This is a genomic window from Xanthobacter wiegelii (genome assembly GCF_043193855.2).
Taxonomy (GTDB): Bacteria; Pseudomonadota; Alphaproteobacteria; order Rhizobiales; family Xanthobacteraceae; genus Xanthobacter; species Xanthobacter flavus_A.
In genome coordinates this window covers 3,504,643-3,518,378 of sequence record NZ_CM195529.1, presented here as the reverse complement: position 1 = coordinate 3,518,378, position 13,736 = coordinate 3,504,643, and the positions used below count along the sequence as shown (strand labels likewise).

At 66.0% G+C, this 13,736-nt stretch carries 12 protein-coding genes and 1 pseudogene; 3 read left to right on the top strand and 10 right to left on the bottom strand.

Going from position 1 to position 13,736, the window contains the following annotated elements; translation table 11 throughout:
- Positions 1-35 precede the first annotated feature (35 nt).
- A complete protein-coding gene (locus tag V5F63_RS16365; protein ID WP_394100865.1) occupies positions 36-1,283 on the bottom strand; it encodes an ABC transporter substrate-binding protein in 1,248 nt (415 codons plus the stop codon).
- A gap of 147 nt (positions 1,284-1,430) precedes the next feature.
- Here V5F63_RS16365 and V5F63_RS16360 point away from each other — a divergent pair, with 147 nt between their 5' ends.
- Both V5F63_RS16360 and V5F63_RS16355 read left to right on the top strand, forming a co-directional pair.
- On the top strand, positions 1,431-2,114 hold the full coding sequence (locus V5F63_RS16360; protein ID WP_394028124.1) for a GntR family transcriptional regulator: 684 nt from the start codon (positions 1,431-1,433) through the stop codon (positions 2,112-2,114).
- Between the two features lie 19 nt (positions 2,115-2,133).
- On the top strand, positions 2,134-3,654 hold the full coding sequence (locus V5F63_RS16355; RefSeq protein WP_209484061.1) for an aldehyde dehydrogenase: 1,521 nt from the start codon (positions 2,134-2,136) through the stop codon (positions 3,652-3,654).
- 59 nt (positions 3,655-3,713) lie between these two features.
- On the opposite strand, the gene V5F63_RS16350 is transcribed toward V5F63_RS16355, so the two are convergent.
- The 8 genes and pseudogenes from V5F63_RS16350 to V5F63_RS16315 all read right to left on the bottom strand — a co-directional run bounded on the left by V5F63_RS16350 (position 3,714) and on the right by V5F63_RS16315 (position 11,828).
- Positions 3,714-4,505, bottom strand: coding sequence for a bestrophin-like domain (locus V5F63_RS16350; protein ID WP_394100866.1), 792 nt, complete (start codon positions 4,503-4,505; stop codon positions 3,714-3,716).
- Between the two features lie 148 nt (positions 4,506-4,653).
- Positions 4,654-6,051 carry a carbohydrate porin gene (locus V5F63_RS16345; protein ID WP_394100867.1) on the bottom strand — a complete coding sequence of 466 codons (1,398 nt, stop codon included), beginning with the start codon at positions 6,049-6,051 and terminating at the stop codon, positions 4,654-4,656.
- Between the two features lie 251 nt (positions 6,052-6,302).
- On the bottom strand, positions 6,303-7,004 hold the full coding sequence (locus V5F63_RS16340) for an ABC transporter ATP-binding protein (RefSeq protein WP_209484055.1): 702 nt from the start codon (positions 7,002-7,004) through the stop codon (positions 6,303-6,305).
- Complete coding sequence (locus V5F63_RS16335; protein WP_209484053.1) at positions 7,004-7,762, bottom strand: ABC transporter ATP-binding protein; 759 nt, start codon at positions 7,760-7,762, stop codon at positions 7,004-7,006. The genes V5F63_RS16340 and V5F63_RS16335 overlap by 1 nt, the downstream gene beginning before the upstream one ends.
- Complete coding sequence (locus tag V5F63_RS16330) at positions 7,729-8,631, bottom strand: branched-chain amino acid ABC transporter permease (RefSeq protein WP_245327653.1); 903 nt, start codon at positions 8,629-8,631, stop codon at positions 7,729-7,731. The genes V5F63_RS16335 and V5F63_RS16330 overlap by 34 nt, the downstream gene beginning before the upstream one ends.
- 165 nt (positions 8,632-8,796) lie before the next feature.
- Positions 8,797-9,705, bottom strand: a pseudogene (locus tag V5F63_RS16325) (branched-chain amino acid ABC transporter permease); the annotation flags it as partial.
- 47 nt (positions 9,706-9,752) lie between these two features.
- The gene (locus V5F63_RS16320) at positions 9,753-10,916 is read right to left on the bottom strand and encodes an ABC transporter substrate-binding protein (RefSeq protein WP_209484051.1); all 1,164 of its coding nucleotides are present in this window, start codon (positions 10,914-10,916) and stop codon (positions 9,753-9,755) included.
- A 90-nt stretch (positions 10,917-11,006) separates the two neighbouring features.
- Positions 11,007-11,828 (bottom strand): phytanoyl-CoA dioxygenase family protein, encoded by an 822-nt coding sequence (locus V5F63_RS16315; RefSeq protein ID WP_394028129.1) that lies wholly within the window; start codon positions 11,826-11,828, stop codon positions 11,007-11,009.
- Positions 11,829-12,092: 264 nt separating this feature from the next.
- On the opposite strand from V5F63_RS16315, the gene V5F63_RS16310 reads away from it, so the two are divergent.
- Entirely contained in the window at positions 12,093-12,659 is a 567-nt protein-coding gene (locus V5F63_RS16310; RefSeq protein ID WP_209484047.1) for a TetR/AcrR family transcriptional regulator, read from the top strand.
- Positions 12,660-12,686: 27 nt separating this feature from the next.
- On the opposite strand, the gene V5F63_RS16305 is transcribed toward V5F63_RS16310, so the two are convergent.
- Entirely contained in the window at positions 12,687-13,559 is an 873-nt protein-coding gene (locus tag V5F63_RS16305) for a LysR substrate-binding domain-containing protein (protein WP_209484045.1), read from the bottom strand.
- Positions 13,560-13,736: the final 177 nt, after the last annotated feature.

Below are 13,736 nucleotides of genomic sequence, written 5' to 3'. Positions count from 1 at the left end.
GGGCGGGTCCCGGGGACGACGGCTTTCAGCCGGGACTACTTCCCGAGATTCTTCGCCGGCGGGTAGTCGCGGCTGTAGACCGGCTCGGCGAGGAAGGCTTTCGGATCGTAAATCCAGAACTGCGTCACCTTCGGATAGGTCTTGACGACCACGTTCTGCAGCCGCCCGTCCTTCTCCTCGGTCTTGCGGATGGTGACGTTCATGATGGGGTTGCCGTATGCGTCGAGGGTGACCTCGCCATACGGCCCCTTCTCCAGCTTCACGGCGCGCAGCGCCTTCATCAGCGCCTGCTTGTCCTCCACCTTGCCGTCCACGGCCTTCACCGCCGCATCGAGGAAGGCGCAGGCCGCATAGGCGCCGGCGGTGTAGTAGCCGGGGTCGGCGCCGTACTTGGCGCGGATGCCGGCGGCGAATTCCTTGTTTCCGGGCACGTCCTGCGTCGCCGTGTACCAGCCGGAAGAGATGACGCCCACCGCCTCCTTGCCCATGGACTTGAGGATGCCTTCGTCCACGGTGGTCATCTGCGCGATGACCTTCACCGGCGCGCCGTATTCGGCGTATTGCTGCAGGAAGCGCAGGCCGTTGCCCCCGGCGAAGGCGGCGTAGACGGCATCCACGTCGGTGCGGATCTGGCTGATGTAGCTGCCGTAATCGGCGACGTTGAGCGGCGGCCAGAGCTTCTGCACCACCTGTCCGCCATTGTCCTCGAAGGCGCGCTGGAAGCCGGCGGTGGCCTCGTGGCCGAAGGCGAAGTCGTCGCCGATGGTGACGACGCGCTTCAGCTTCATGTCCTTGGCGGCATATTCGCCGAGCGCGTGGTTGGCCTGGGCCGAGGTGCCCACGGCGCGCACGAACCACGGGTTTACCTTGCGCTGGGTGAGGTCTTCCGCCGCCGCCGAGGGCGAGATGACGGGCACGCCCACCTGCCGGATGTAGTCGTCGATGGCCAGCGCCTCGAAGGCGGCGAGCGGGCCGATGATGGCGTTGACGCGCTCGCGCTCCACCAGTTCCTGGGCGCGGGTCTTGGTGGTGGCCGGCTGGCCGGCGGTGTCCACCGTGATGAGCTCGACCTTGCGGCCGCCCATCATGCCGTTCCGCTCGGCAAGGCAATATTCCATGCCCTGCTCCATCTGCTTGCCGCCGGCCGCCAGCGCGCCGGAGCGCACCGTCATGAAGCCGACCTTGATGGGCGGCTGCTGCGCCGCGGCGGGCACGGCCATCAGCGCGGACAGCGCCGTCGCGGCCAGCCACGCGGCCGTGGTGCGCTTGGTGAGTGTGGGCATTTTCGCTCTCCCTGAGATGCTCTTGACGGCTAAATTTTTTGTCGTGATATTTCAGACAGAACCGAAAACCGCCGTCAAGGGCCATTTTTTCGTTGTTCTGTCGTTATCGCTCCTCCAGAATGCCTCCAGTTTGTCAGGGCATGAAATATGTTATTCGATCATGACACCGCCTCTGATAAGGCCATTGGCGGCTCCGGCCTGCTGCGGGACGCGGTCTATGCGCGGCTGAAGGACGAGATTCTCGGCTGCCATCTCCAGCCCGGCGAGGAGCTGCGCGAGCAGGAGCTGGCCGGCCGTTTCGAGGTGAGCAAGCAGCCCGTGCGCGAGGCCCTGCTGCGGCTGGAGCAGGAACGCCTCATCACCGTGCTGCCGCGTCAGGGCTACAGGGTGAATCCGGTGTCGCTGGCCGATGCGCGCGACATCTTCCGCTTCCGCGAGGTGATGGAGCCGGCCTGCGCGGCCGATGCCGCCCGCCACGCCACCGACGCGGCGCTGGCCGCTCTTGATTCCTTCCGCACCTTCGATGCGTCGAAGTCGGATTTCATCCGCTACAACCGCGCCTTCCACGTCGCGGTTGCCATGTGCTCGCCCCATCGTCGCATGCGGGAAGAGGTGGTGGATCTGGTCGCGCAGGCGGATCGTCTGGTGCTGGTCAGCATCGGCACCATGCAGGGGCGCGACCCTGACCGGCTGATTGCCGAGCACGTCGCCATCATCGAGGCGCTCCAGTCCCGCGACGGCCGCAAGGCCGCCCGCCTGCTGCGGGACCATATCGCCGATGCCGAAAAACGGGTGGTCGCGGCCTTGTCGCGCCACGCCGTCGTCCTTTGAGAAAAACCGGAGAAACGCCATGAACGCCAAAGCCGAGATCGCCATCGCGGCGCGCGGCAACTTCATCGATGGCCGCGAGGTGGAAAGCATCGGCGGCGGCACGGTGGAGGTGAAGAACCCCGCCACCGGCGCCGTCATCGCCACCATTCCCGACAGCACCCGCGAGGACGTGGACGCGGCTGTTAAAAGCGCCCGCGCCGCCTTCAACGGCGACGCCTGGGGCGGCATGGCCATCCGCGAGCGGGTGAAGCTCATCAACCGCATCGCCGACGCCTTCGAGGCCGCGCTGCCGGAGCTGTACCAGCTCGAGACCCAGAACAACGGCCGGCCGGTGAACGAGACCCGCGCCCAGCTCGGCCGCCTGCCGGACTTCCTGCGCTATTTCGGCGGCCTTGCCCTCGCCCGCCGCGACGACGTGATCCCGGTGGAAGGCAATTATCTCAACTACACCCGCCGCACGCCCATCGGCGTGGTGGCCAATTGCACGCCCTTCAACCACCCGCTGATGATCTTGTGCAAGTCGCTGGCGGCGGTGCTCGCCTCGGGCTGCACCACGGTGGTGAAGCCCTCCGAATATACCCCCCTCACCACGCTGCGCCTCGCCAAGCTGATGAGCGACAATGGCCTGCCGCCCGGCGTGTTCAACGTGGTGAACGGCATCGGCGGCAATTCCGGCCGCTTCCTCGCCGAGCATCACGACATCAACAAGCTGGTGCTCACCGGCGGCACCGAGGCCGGCCGCATCGCCGGCTCGGCGGCGGCGAAGGTCTTCGCCCACCAGACGCTGGAGCTGGGCGGCAAGACGCCTGTGATGGTGTTCGACGATTACGACGTGGAGCAGGCGGTGAACTATGCCGCCTTCGGCGCCTTCGTCGGCGCGGGCCAGACCTGCGTCTGCGCCGCCCGGCATATCGTGCAGAAGACCATCTATGACGAGTTCGTGGAGCGCCTTGCCGCGAAGACCAAGGCCATCCGCATCGGCGATCCGCGCGATCCCGAGACCCAGCTCGGCCCGGTGGTCTCCCAGCGCCAGCTCGACCGCGTGCTCTCCTTCGTGCAGGCGGGCCATGACGATGGCGCGCGTCTCGTGGCCGGCGGCCAGCGGCGCATCGTGCCGGGGCACGAGAACGGCTTCTTCGTGGAGCCCACCGTGTTCGCCGATGTGGCGCCCCACATGCGCATCGCCCGCGAGGAGGTGTTCGGCCCGTTCACGGTGGTGATCCCCTTCGAGACGGAGGAGGAGGCCCTCGCCATTGCCAACGACAGCCCGTTCGGCCTCGCCGCCGCCATCCGCACCCGCGACGTGCACCGCGCCCATCGGGTCGCGGCGAAGGTGAAGGCCGGCATCGTCTGGATCAACGACCATCACCGCCTCGATCCGGCTTCCCCGTGGGGCGGCGTGGATGACAGCGGCATCGGCCGGGAATTCGGCATCGAGAGCTTCAACGACCATTTCGACGTGAAGTCGGTGATGCTCTCCACCGAGGGTAAGGCCTTCGACTGGTACAAGGGCACGTCGCAGCAGCCGCGCCTGAACTGATCGGCTTCGTCCGGGGCATTGGGCGGCCGGGTCGCATCCGCGATCCGGCCGTCGCCGTTTCAACGCTGCGGCGCCACCGTGGGGCAGGGCTCGGCCTGCATGCGCGCGAGCAGGCGCTCCACAGGGGCGGGGGACACCTTGATCGGCCCGGTGAAGGGCTGGCCCATCTCCATGACGAGGAAGATGGCGGCGGAAATGCCCACCATGCCCAGCCCATGGCCGATGAGGACCAGCGCGTTCCGCGGCGCGAACACGCCGGAATAGAGGAAGATCAGCGCGAACCAGCAGATCACCACGAAGATGAAGGTGACGGGCGTGGCCGTGCGGGCGACGCCCGTGACCTTCCATCGATACTCCACCAACTGCCGCGACAGGCCGAGCAGGGTGCCCCGCACGTCCTGCTGGTCGGGGGTCTCGCTCTTCAGGCTGCGGACCCCTGCATCAAAGCGGAGGAGGGCGGCGAGCGCCGTCACCTGCGCGGCCCCGGAGGCGTCATCCTCGCCGGCGGTCCACGTCTCCGCCACCAGCTGGCGGGCATAGGCCTGAAGGTCGCCGCGCAGCGGGCAGGCCGGGGCGCCGAAGCTGAGCAGGTTGAGATCGGTGATCTGTAGAACAGCGGCGTATTTCTGCACGTCGGAATAGGCATCGCTGAAATTGTAGCGGGCCGAGTTGACCATGAGGCCAAGCAACAGCGAAGACATGGTCGCGATGATGGCGACGCTTGTGCGCAAATTCTTGACCGACCCGTCCTCATAGCGGGAGTCGGATAGCCGGCTGCCGATGGCCATGCCCACCGCCATCGTGACGGCCATGGTGATGAATGCAATCCCCGCTGCAACCCATGCGTTCATCTGATCGACTCGTCCTGCGTGTCAGGCGGGATATGCGCGGTCCGACCTGAACCGCGCGCTGACTCCGCGCCGAATGCCACCCGAACGATACCGATTCCCCCGCTGAATCGCACCCGAACCGTGGCGTCCGGCGCCGTGTCGATATGGCTCAGAAGGCCACGGTCGTCCGCAGGCCGACCACCCAGGCGTTCTCGTTGAGGGGCGAAGAATAGCCGCCGGGGTCGATGACGTATTGCAGCGAAGCCTTCAGGTTGAGCCAGCCCGTGGCCTGAAGCCCGTAATAGGCTTCCATCACATACTCATTATGCTGCACATATCCCGGCCCGAGACCCAGCCAGTTGGCCTGGGTCTGGGCGTCCGCAAGGCGCGGGTTGATGCCGGTGGTGCCGATGGCGAAGCCGATCTCGTCGTCCGGCCGTCCCGCGAATGTTCCATGCTGCTGAAGGCCCCACGACACCTGATAGAGGGTGGTGGAGGTGCGCGGGTCCGAATAGGTGACGTTCAGGAAGCTCCACAGCCCCTGCTTGGGGCTCGGGCCAGTGGCATTGCCGGTCAGCTGCTGAATGAAGGAAATATAGAAGCCGTACCGCGCATAATCCTGCGCATAGGGCAGCCCCGAGATGAGCGCAGGCAGCCCGTTGATGCTCGTGACGGCGTTATCGGCAGTCGCGGTATCGAACCAGCCGCCGATCCTGTAGGTGCCCGAGAGGTCTCCGAGCGTCGGCGTCCATTTCAGCTCCATGGGCACCAGCGCCCCCTCCGACCCCGACGGCCAGGTGGGGAGCAGCGCCCATTTCGCCTGCACCGACAGATAGGTCGGGTTCTCATCGTACACGGCGGCGGAAAAGGTGAGATCATCGGCGAGATGGAGCTTCAGGACCCCGCCCCACTGGCTGACCGGCCAGTTGAAAATATAGTTTCCAGCTATATTTCCGGGGACGGACCCGCAGAAGGTCAAGTTGATGAAATCGCAGCGGTCGAAGCCGAAGTCTGCACCGACGGCGAGGCGCCCGAACTTGACGTCCACTGCCCCGTCCCACAGGGATTGATTATAGTGGAAGTCCACGAGGCGGACGATGTTGCCGCGGCCGTAGACTTCATTGAGCAGCATCAGCGCGGGGATGTCCGCCACTTCGGCCAGGTTGTCGCCCCAACGGCCCACCAGCGTGATGCCGAACGTGCCGCCCGTGATGTGGACAAGCTTCTCCATGTCGAAGATGCCCTGGACGAAGGCCTGACCGGCGTTCGCCCCCGCCTGATGGGTGCCGCCCGTCAGGTTTCCGACCGTTTCGTTGACCAGCCCGCCCGAGATGTCGATGCCCTGGTCCTTCAGACGGGCTCGGCCGAGATCCCCGAACAGATAGGGGCGGGTCCAGAAATCATCCTGTGCGCTGGCGGGCTGGGCCGGAGTGCCACTACTTGCAAGATCCGACGCGAGAACGGGTGCCGTGCAGGCGACCAGGATCGCTGCGATGAGATCGAGCCGCGCCTTCACCCGCCGGCCGCCGTCTTGGCGCCGATCTTCTGATCGCCTGGGCAGCCTCATGTGCCTGTTTCCACCCCGAAAGCCCATTGAGCGATATGTGGCAGGCCATCGGTGATCGCGCGAGCGCTGCCTCTCGCGTGATCTCGTGACCGAGAATCGCCCTCTTAGAATGCACTTTTTTGAGGCGGATAAGATCTGTCAACGCAAAGAATATTTAAATACCAATCAAGTCGTCGTCCCGTTACCGCCGGCGCCGTCTGGTGGCGCCCGGTGACGGACCTTTGTCCGGCAACAACGGCTGCTTGGCGCGATCAGGCGCTCAGAAAGCGCATCCGGACATCTTCGTCGGCCATCAACGCCGGCGAGCTGCCGCTCCAGACGATGCGCCCCTTCTCCAGGATGTGGTGGCGGTCGGCGAAGCGGCACAGCATGTCGATGTTCTTGTCGATCACCAGCACCGACTGGCCGCGTTCCCGGATACGCACCAGCGCATCCCAGATCTCGCGGCGGATGCGGGGGGCGAGGCCTTCCGTCGCCTCGTCGAGGATCAGCAGGCGAGGATTGGTCATCAGCGCCCGGCCGATGGAGAGCATCTGCTGCTCGCCGCCGGAGAGCAGGCCGGCACCGCGGCGGGCGAGGGGGGCGAGGGCCGGGAACAAGCCATAGACGGCCTCCAGCGTCCACGGCGCGGGGGCGTGGATGCGGTTCGCCGCCGTGGCGACGAGGTTTTCCTCCACGGTCAGGTTGGGAAACACCTGCCGCCCTTCCGGCACCAGCGCGAGGCCGTTGCGGGCCACCTTGTAGGCCGGCAGCCCGGAAATGCGTGCGCCACGGAAGTTGATATCGCCCTGGGTGAGGGAGACGAGGCCCATGATGGCATTGACCGTCGTGGTCTTGCCCATGCCGTTGCGGCCCAGCAGCGTCACCACCTCGCCCTCCGCAATGGCAAGGTCTACGCCGAACAGGACACGGCTCGAGCCATAGGCCGCGCTCACCTGCCGCAGCTCCAGCATCACAGGTCCTCCCCTTCGCCGCCGAGATAGGCGAGCTGCACGCGTGGATCGGCGCGCACCACCTCCGGCGGCCCGTCCGCCACCCGCGCGCCCGAGGCGAGGACGAAGACGCGATCGGCGAGGGTGAAGACCGCCTCCATATCGTGCTCCACCAGTAGTATGCTGAAACGCCCTTTCAATCCGGCGATGAAGTCGATCATCCGACGCGCCTCGGCGATGCCGAGACCGGCCATGGGCTCGTCCAGCAGCAGCACCCGTGGCTCGACCACGAGGGCCATGGCGATCTCCAGCAGCCGCTTTTCGCCGTGGGAGAGCTGGGACGCGGGCCGGTCTGCGCAGTCCGAAAGCCCGAGGTCGGCGAGCTGCGCCTGCGCCTTCCGGCGCAGCGGGGCCTCGTCCGCCACCTCCCGCCAGAAATGGAAGCTGTGGCCGGCGTGGGCCTGGGCGGCGAGCGCCACGTTCTCGACGACGCTCAGCTCGGGGAAGATGCTGGCGATCTGGAAGGAGCGGGCAATGCCAAGCCGGGCGCGCGCATCCATCGGCAGGCGGGAAATGTCCCGCCCCTCGAATGTCACGGTGCCCGCATCGGGCCTGAGCGCGCCGGAGAGGAGATTGACGAATGTGGTCTTGCCCGCGCCGTTGGGCCCGATGACCGCCACCAGTTCGCCCGTGCGAAGCTCGAAATCCACCCCGTCGACGGCATTGAGCCCGCCGAACCGGCGGGTCACGCCCGCGGTCTGAAGAAGGGTCTTGCCCATCGGAATGATCCCTTGTGCGCCGGAGCCGCCTGCCGCGCCGCGCCCGGCGCGAACAGTGCGCTGAGCCCGCCCCGGCCGAGGAAGACGAGGAGGATGAGCAGCGCGCCGAAGGCGAGCCGCCAGTGGATGGTGAGGTCTGAGAGATATTTCTCGATGCCGAGATAGGCCAGCGCGCCGATGATGGCGCCGAAGGGCGTCGCCAGCCCGCCGGCCACGACCATGATCATCAGCTCGGCCGAGCGGGTCCAGTCCATATATTGCGGGCCGACGAACTCCGCCGCATTGGCGAGCATTGCGCCCGCGAGCCCGCACACCGCTGCCGAAATGATGCAGGCGACAAGCTTGTAACGGAATGTGGGAAAGCCGGCCGCCGCCATGCGTCGCTCATTGATGCGGATGCCCTTCAGCACCATGCCGAAGCGCGCCCGTGTGAGGCGTATGTTGAGAGCCGCGAGCACCACCAGCAGGCCGAGGGCGACATAGTAGAACTGACGGGAATCATAGAGGTCCACCAGCCCGCCGAAGGTGCTGCGCACGGCGAGGTGCATGCCGTCGTCGCCGCCATATTCGTAGAGGCTGGAGGCGCCGTAGAACATCATCTGCGCGAAGGCGAGGGTGATCATGATGAAGAAGGTGCCGGAGGTGCGCAGCGCCACCACCGACAGCGCCGCGGCCAGCAGAGCAGAGATCGCCATGGCCAGCGGCCACTGGACGAAGCCGCTCTCGACCCCGGCATCCGCCAGGATGCCCACCACATAGGCGCCGATGCCGAGATAGAGCGCGTGCCCGAAGCTCACCAACCCGGTCTGGCCGAGGATGAGGTCGAGGCTGAGGGCGGCGATGGCGAAGATGATGACGCGCAGCCCCATGTCCACCCAGAACGGCTGGTCGGCGATACCGGCGACCAGCGGCAACAGCAGGAAGCCGCCGCCGAGAAGCCCGATGGCCGGCACGCGCCAGCGCGCCAGTAGGCCGGGGCCTGTCGGGCCGAGGTCGGATGCCTCCGGCGGCGCCTCAGGCCGGCGCAGGCCGGCGGCCGGGATGAGCCCCTGCGGCCGGAAGAACAGGATCACCGCCATCAGAATGTAGATGAGCATGGAGGCGAGAGCCGGCGCCACCGTGTTCGCCGCCACCGGCGAGAGGACCAGCGCCATGAGGTCCTTCAGATAGGCCCGGCCGATGGTGTCGATGACGCCCACCAGCAGGGCCGCCACGAAGGCCCCCTTCACCGATCCCATGCCGCCGACGACCAGCACCACCAGCGCCAGGATGAGCACGTTGTCGCCCATGCCGGGATAGACGGTGAGGATGGGCGCGGCGATGTAGCCCGCAAAGCCCGCCAGCGCCGCGCCGATGCCGAACACCACGGCATAGATTGCGCCGATATTCACGCCCAGAACGCTCGTCATCACTCGGTTGCTGGCGCCGGCGCGGATGAGCATGCCCATCCGCGTCCGGCCGATGAGGACATAAAGCAGGCCTGCGATGGCAAGCCCGGCCCCGATCATCGCCAGCCGGTAGGCGGGATAGGGCGCGCCGGGAATGAGCTCCACCGAGCCGGCGAGAAAGGCCGGGATGGGCGCGTGCAGCGGCTCCGGCCCGAACACCATCCGCGTCGCCTCGTTGAGCACGTAGACGAGGCCCACGGTGCACATCACCTGATCGAGGTGACTGCGGGCATAAAGATGCCGGATCACCAGCCGCTCCAGCACGAGGCCGATGACGAAGGTGGCGATGCCGGCCGCGACGAACCCCGCGACGAACGAGCCCGTGACCAGCGCGAAGGCGACGCCCAGATAGGCGCCGAGCATGAACAGGGAGCCGTGCGCGAGGTTCACGAGGTTCATGATGCCGAAGGTGAGCGTGAGCCCCGCCGCCATCAGGAACAGGATGACCCCGAGCTGGACCCCGTTCAGGAGTTGCTCGACGAACAGGAGTTGCATGATCGACGTCCCGCTGTGTCAGGAGTTCTCTTCAAGATGATCCGCGATCACTTCAGCGGGCAGTCCTGGTAATAGGCATCCTTCGCGTCCGTCATCACCTTCTCGACGGTCTTCGTCACGAGCGTGCCATCCTCGCCCTTCACCACCTCGCGGACATAATAGTCCTCGATGGGGAAGTGGTTGGTATTGAATGCAAATTTTCCGCGGTTCGAGGCGAAGTCCGCCTTCTGCAGCGCCTTGCGGATGTCGTCCTTCCGGCTCATGTCGCCATTCACCGCCTTGACCGCGCTGGAGACAAGCAGAATGGAATCGTATGCGTGGGCTGCGTAGTCGTTGGGCAGGAAGCCGTTCTTTTGCTTGAAGTCGGCAACGAACCGGGCGTTCGCGGCGTTGGGCAGGTCCACACTCCACACATTGCCGGAGCGCACGCCGATGGCGTCGTCGCCCACGGCCGGCAGCGTCGCTTGGTCCACCGTCCACACGGTGTAGAGCGGCGTCGACTTTGCCAGGCCGGCCTGGGCGTACTGTTTCACGTATTGGACGCCCATGTCGCCGGGATAGAAGATGAAGGTGGCTTCCGGCGCGCCGGTGCGCAGGGCGCTCAGCTCGGCGGCGAAGTCCACCTGGCCGAAGCGCGTGTAGACCTCGCCGACGAGCTCGCCCTTGAAGTTGCGCTTGAAGCCGGAAACCATGTCCTTGCCGGCCTGGTTGTTGACCGTCATGACATAGACGCGCTTGACGCCGAGCTTCTCCAGATAGGCGCCGAGCGCCTCGGCCTGCTGGTCGTTCTGCGACGACACGTTGAAGAAATTCGCCGAGCAGGACTTTCCGGCGATGGGCGCCGGCCCGGAAATGGGCGAGATCACGAAGGCGTCGGTACGGGCGAGGCCGCCATGCACCGCCATCATCTCCGAGGAGAAGACGGGGCCGACGAGGAAGTCCACGCGCTTCGACTTCACCATCTCGTCGGCGAGCTGCTTGGCCACGTCCGCCTTGCCCTGGCTGTCGCTCCAGATGAATTCCACCGGCTGTCCGCCAAGTTTGCCGCCCTCGTGGGCGACGGCGAGTTCGATAGCCGCCTGCATCTGCTTGGCGAGCACGGCACCGACACCGGTCTGGGGCAGGATGACGCCGACCTTCACCGGGTCGGCAAAGGCGGGGGCGGCGCAAAGGAGAGACAGGGCTGCGCTGAAAAGGATGCTGGCTTTCATGGAATGCGCTCTCGGTTTCAAAGGGGGCAGGCGGGCGGCTTCCAGATGGCTGTGCTCCGGCCGAAGCATGTGCCCGGCCGGAGCAATGGGTCAGGCGAGGCGTGCGGCCTGAACGGTCGTCGCGTCGTCGCGGTAGCTCGCCCAGACCTCTTCCATGAAGGCGAGGCTTTCGGGGTCGAGGTCGAAGCGCGGCTCGGGATCGCGATCCCAATGGCCGTGGCGATCTTCGCCGGCGATGAGCAGGGCGGAACGGCGCCCCAGCATCGAACGGCAATGAGTGGGCATGTAGAAGAAGGCGATGCCGATGCGCCGGTCGTCCGACATGTTGGCGGGCGATCCATGCACCGTGCGCTCGTGATGCAGGGAGAACTCGCCCGGTTCGAGGGGCATGTCGACGGCGAGGCTCTCGTCCACCGTCACCTTCTGGCCGCGGGCGAGCAGGTTGTCGGCATCGAAGGTCTCCTCGTGGACGAGGTCCGGGCCAAGGTGGCTCTTCGGGATGACCTTCATGCAGCCGCTCTCGGTGCTGGCGCGCGACAGAGCGAGCCAGACGGTGACTTCCTGGTGCGGGTTCAGGCCGTAGTAAGCGGAGTCCTGGTGCCAGGAAACGAAGCGGGGGTCTCGCGCATTCTTGGCGAAGGCGGACGAGCCGAAGAGCAGTATGTCTGGCCCCAGAATATCCTGGACGGCCGACACGATGCGCGGATGGCGCGCCAGTTCGATCAGCCAGGGAAAGGCCAGATGGGCCTTGATCTTGAGGCGCTTGTTCACCTCCTCGCCGGAGCTGGCCTCGAAGTCTTCGATTTTATTGCGATAGGCGCGGGCCTCTTCGGCGCTGATGGCCCGGACTGGACAGAGAAATCCCTCGGAATTGAAATGCGCGATCTGTTCGGGGCTGAGCACGCCAGTCATTGCGCTTCCTCGCTGTGTTTGCGTATGCCTGCGCGTGTGCAGGCGGTTTCGGGGCTTCACAGGAAGGCGGCGCCGGCCGACGCACACCGTGGGCTTCGCTCCATGGATCCGGATAAAAGCGACAGTGTGTAGTTTTAATCAGGCCGGCTGATTGTCAAGTTATGGGCCGGGCGATAATCTGGGCAAAATCTCGATGATGGGCGTTAAATTTTGAGCACGGACAATAAAACCGTTCGCCGCCGCGGTCGCCCGCAAGGTGATGAAGTGAAGATCGCAATCCTCAAGGCAGCGAACGAGCTGCTTGAAGAGCGCGGACTTTCGGGCTTTACGATCGATGCCGTTGCAACCCGCTCGGGTACGGCGCGCTCATCCATCTACCGCTGGTGGCCGAACCGTGGGGCATTGGCGATGGCAGGCTTCCTCGCGGAGACTGCCCAAAAGATCAGCTATCCGACGACGTCCTCGGCGGTTGCCGACGTGAAGAGCCAGATGATGCGGGTCGCCGAGGTCTATGGCCAGAAGGTGGGGCGCACCATTTCCGCGCTGGTCGCCCAGGGCCAGAGCGACCCGGAGACGTTGCGCGCGCTCCTCGAGGGCTATGTCCTGCCGCGCCGGGAAGAGGCGAAGAAAGCCCTCCTGCGGGGGATCGCGAACAGGGAGCTGCGCGCCGACATCGATCTCGATGTGGTGATCGATGCGCTCTACGGGCCGATCTGGTATCGCATCCTCGTTCCGCACGCACCCCTGACCCCCGCGTGGGCCGGGAGCCTCGCCGACTGCGTTTTTGATGGCCTCCGTCCGCCCGCGGCCGTTTCGGTACGCATGGCGTGAGCCCTTGCGGTCGCGGATGCGGGCGGGTCACGCCCCTTCCGACACGGACCGGCGAATGTGCGCGGCAAGATGGTCCGCTGCCGACGAGCCGCCGGGATGGCGCTCCCACAGGATGAGGTCCACGCCTTCAAGCGCCGGCAGGCCCTCCGCGCTGCCGAGGCGGACCAGCCCCGGCGTGCGCACCGACTGGGCCAGGACGCAGACCGCCGAATCCGCGAGCGCCATGGACTGAAGCCCGGCAATGCTTTCCGATACGCAGGCGATGCGCCAGCGCCGGCCGATACGGTCGAGCGCCGCCAGCGCATAGTCCCGATAGAGATTGCCGTCCGGCAGCATGGCGAGCGGGACAGGGTCGGCGAGATGCGCGCTGCCGCCTTCCGCCCCCAGCCAGATCAACGGCTCGGGCCGCAGGAGTGTGCCGGTGCCCACGCGCGGCGAGACGCCGGGCATCCGGGTGGCGATAGCAATGTCCAGAAGGCCTTCGCTCATGTCCTGCGCGAGTTGTCGCGACAGAGCGCAGCGCACAGTCACCTCCACCCCCGGATAGGTGTCGCGAAAGCGCGCCAGGGTGTCCGGCAGCAGGAAGGCGGCATAAAGATCCGGACAGCCCAGCGTGACGCGCCCCGCCACATCGTCCGCAGAGAGCCGCAGCCGGGCCTCCTCGTCGAGCCGCAGCATGGTGCGCGCATGCGGCAGAAGCATCTCCCCGTGGCGCGACAGCTTGAGATGCCGCAGGTCCGGCTCGAACAAAGGAAAGCCGGCAGCCGCCTCCAGCCTCCGGATCTGCAGGCTGACGGCGGGCTGGGTGCGGTTCAGGCGCCGGGCTACGCGGGTCACGCTCTTCTCCTCCACCAGGAGGACGAAGGTGCGCAGCAGGGCGATCTCCAACGGGTGCGACATCGGCCTCATTAAAAATACTTGGCCAAGTGCAAAGCAATATAAATTTGATTTGAGCGGAATGTCTCGGTCTAATCTGTGCGTGGTCGTGATCGACTGTCCAACGACTGTTCAAAATCTCTGATTTTGATGCACATCAAAAAGGCATTTGCGCAACAGCGAGGCACTCTCGCCTGCGCC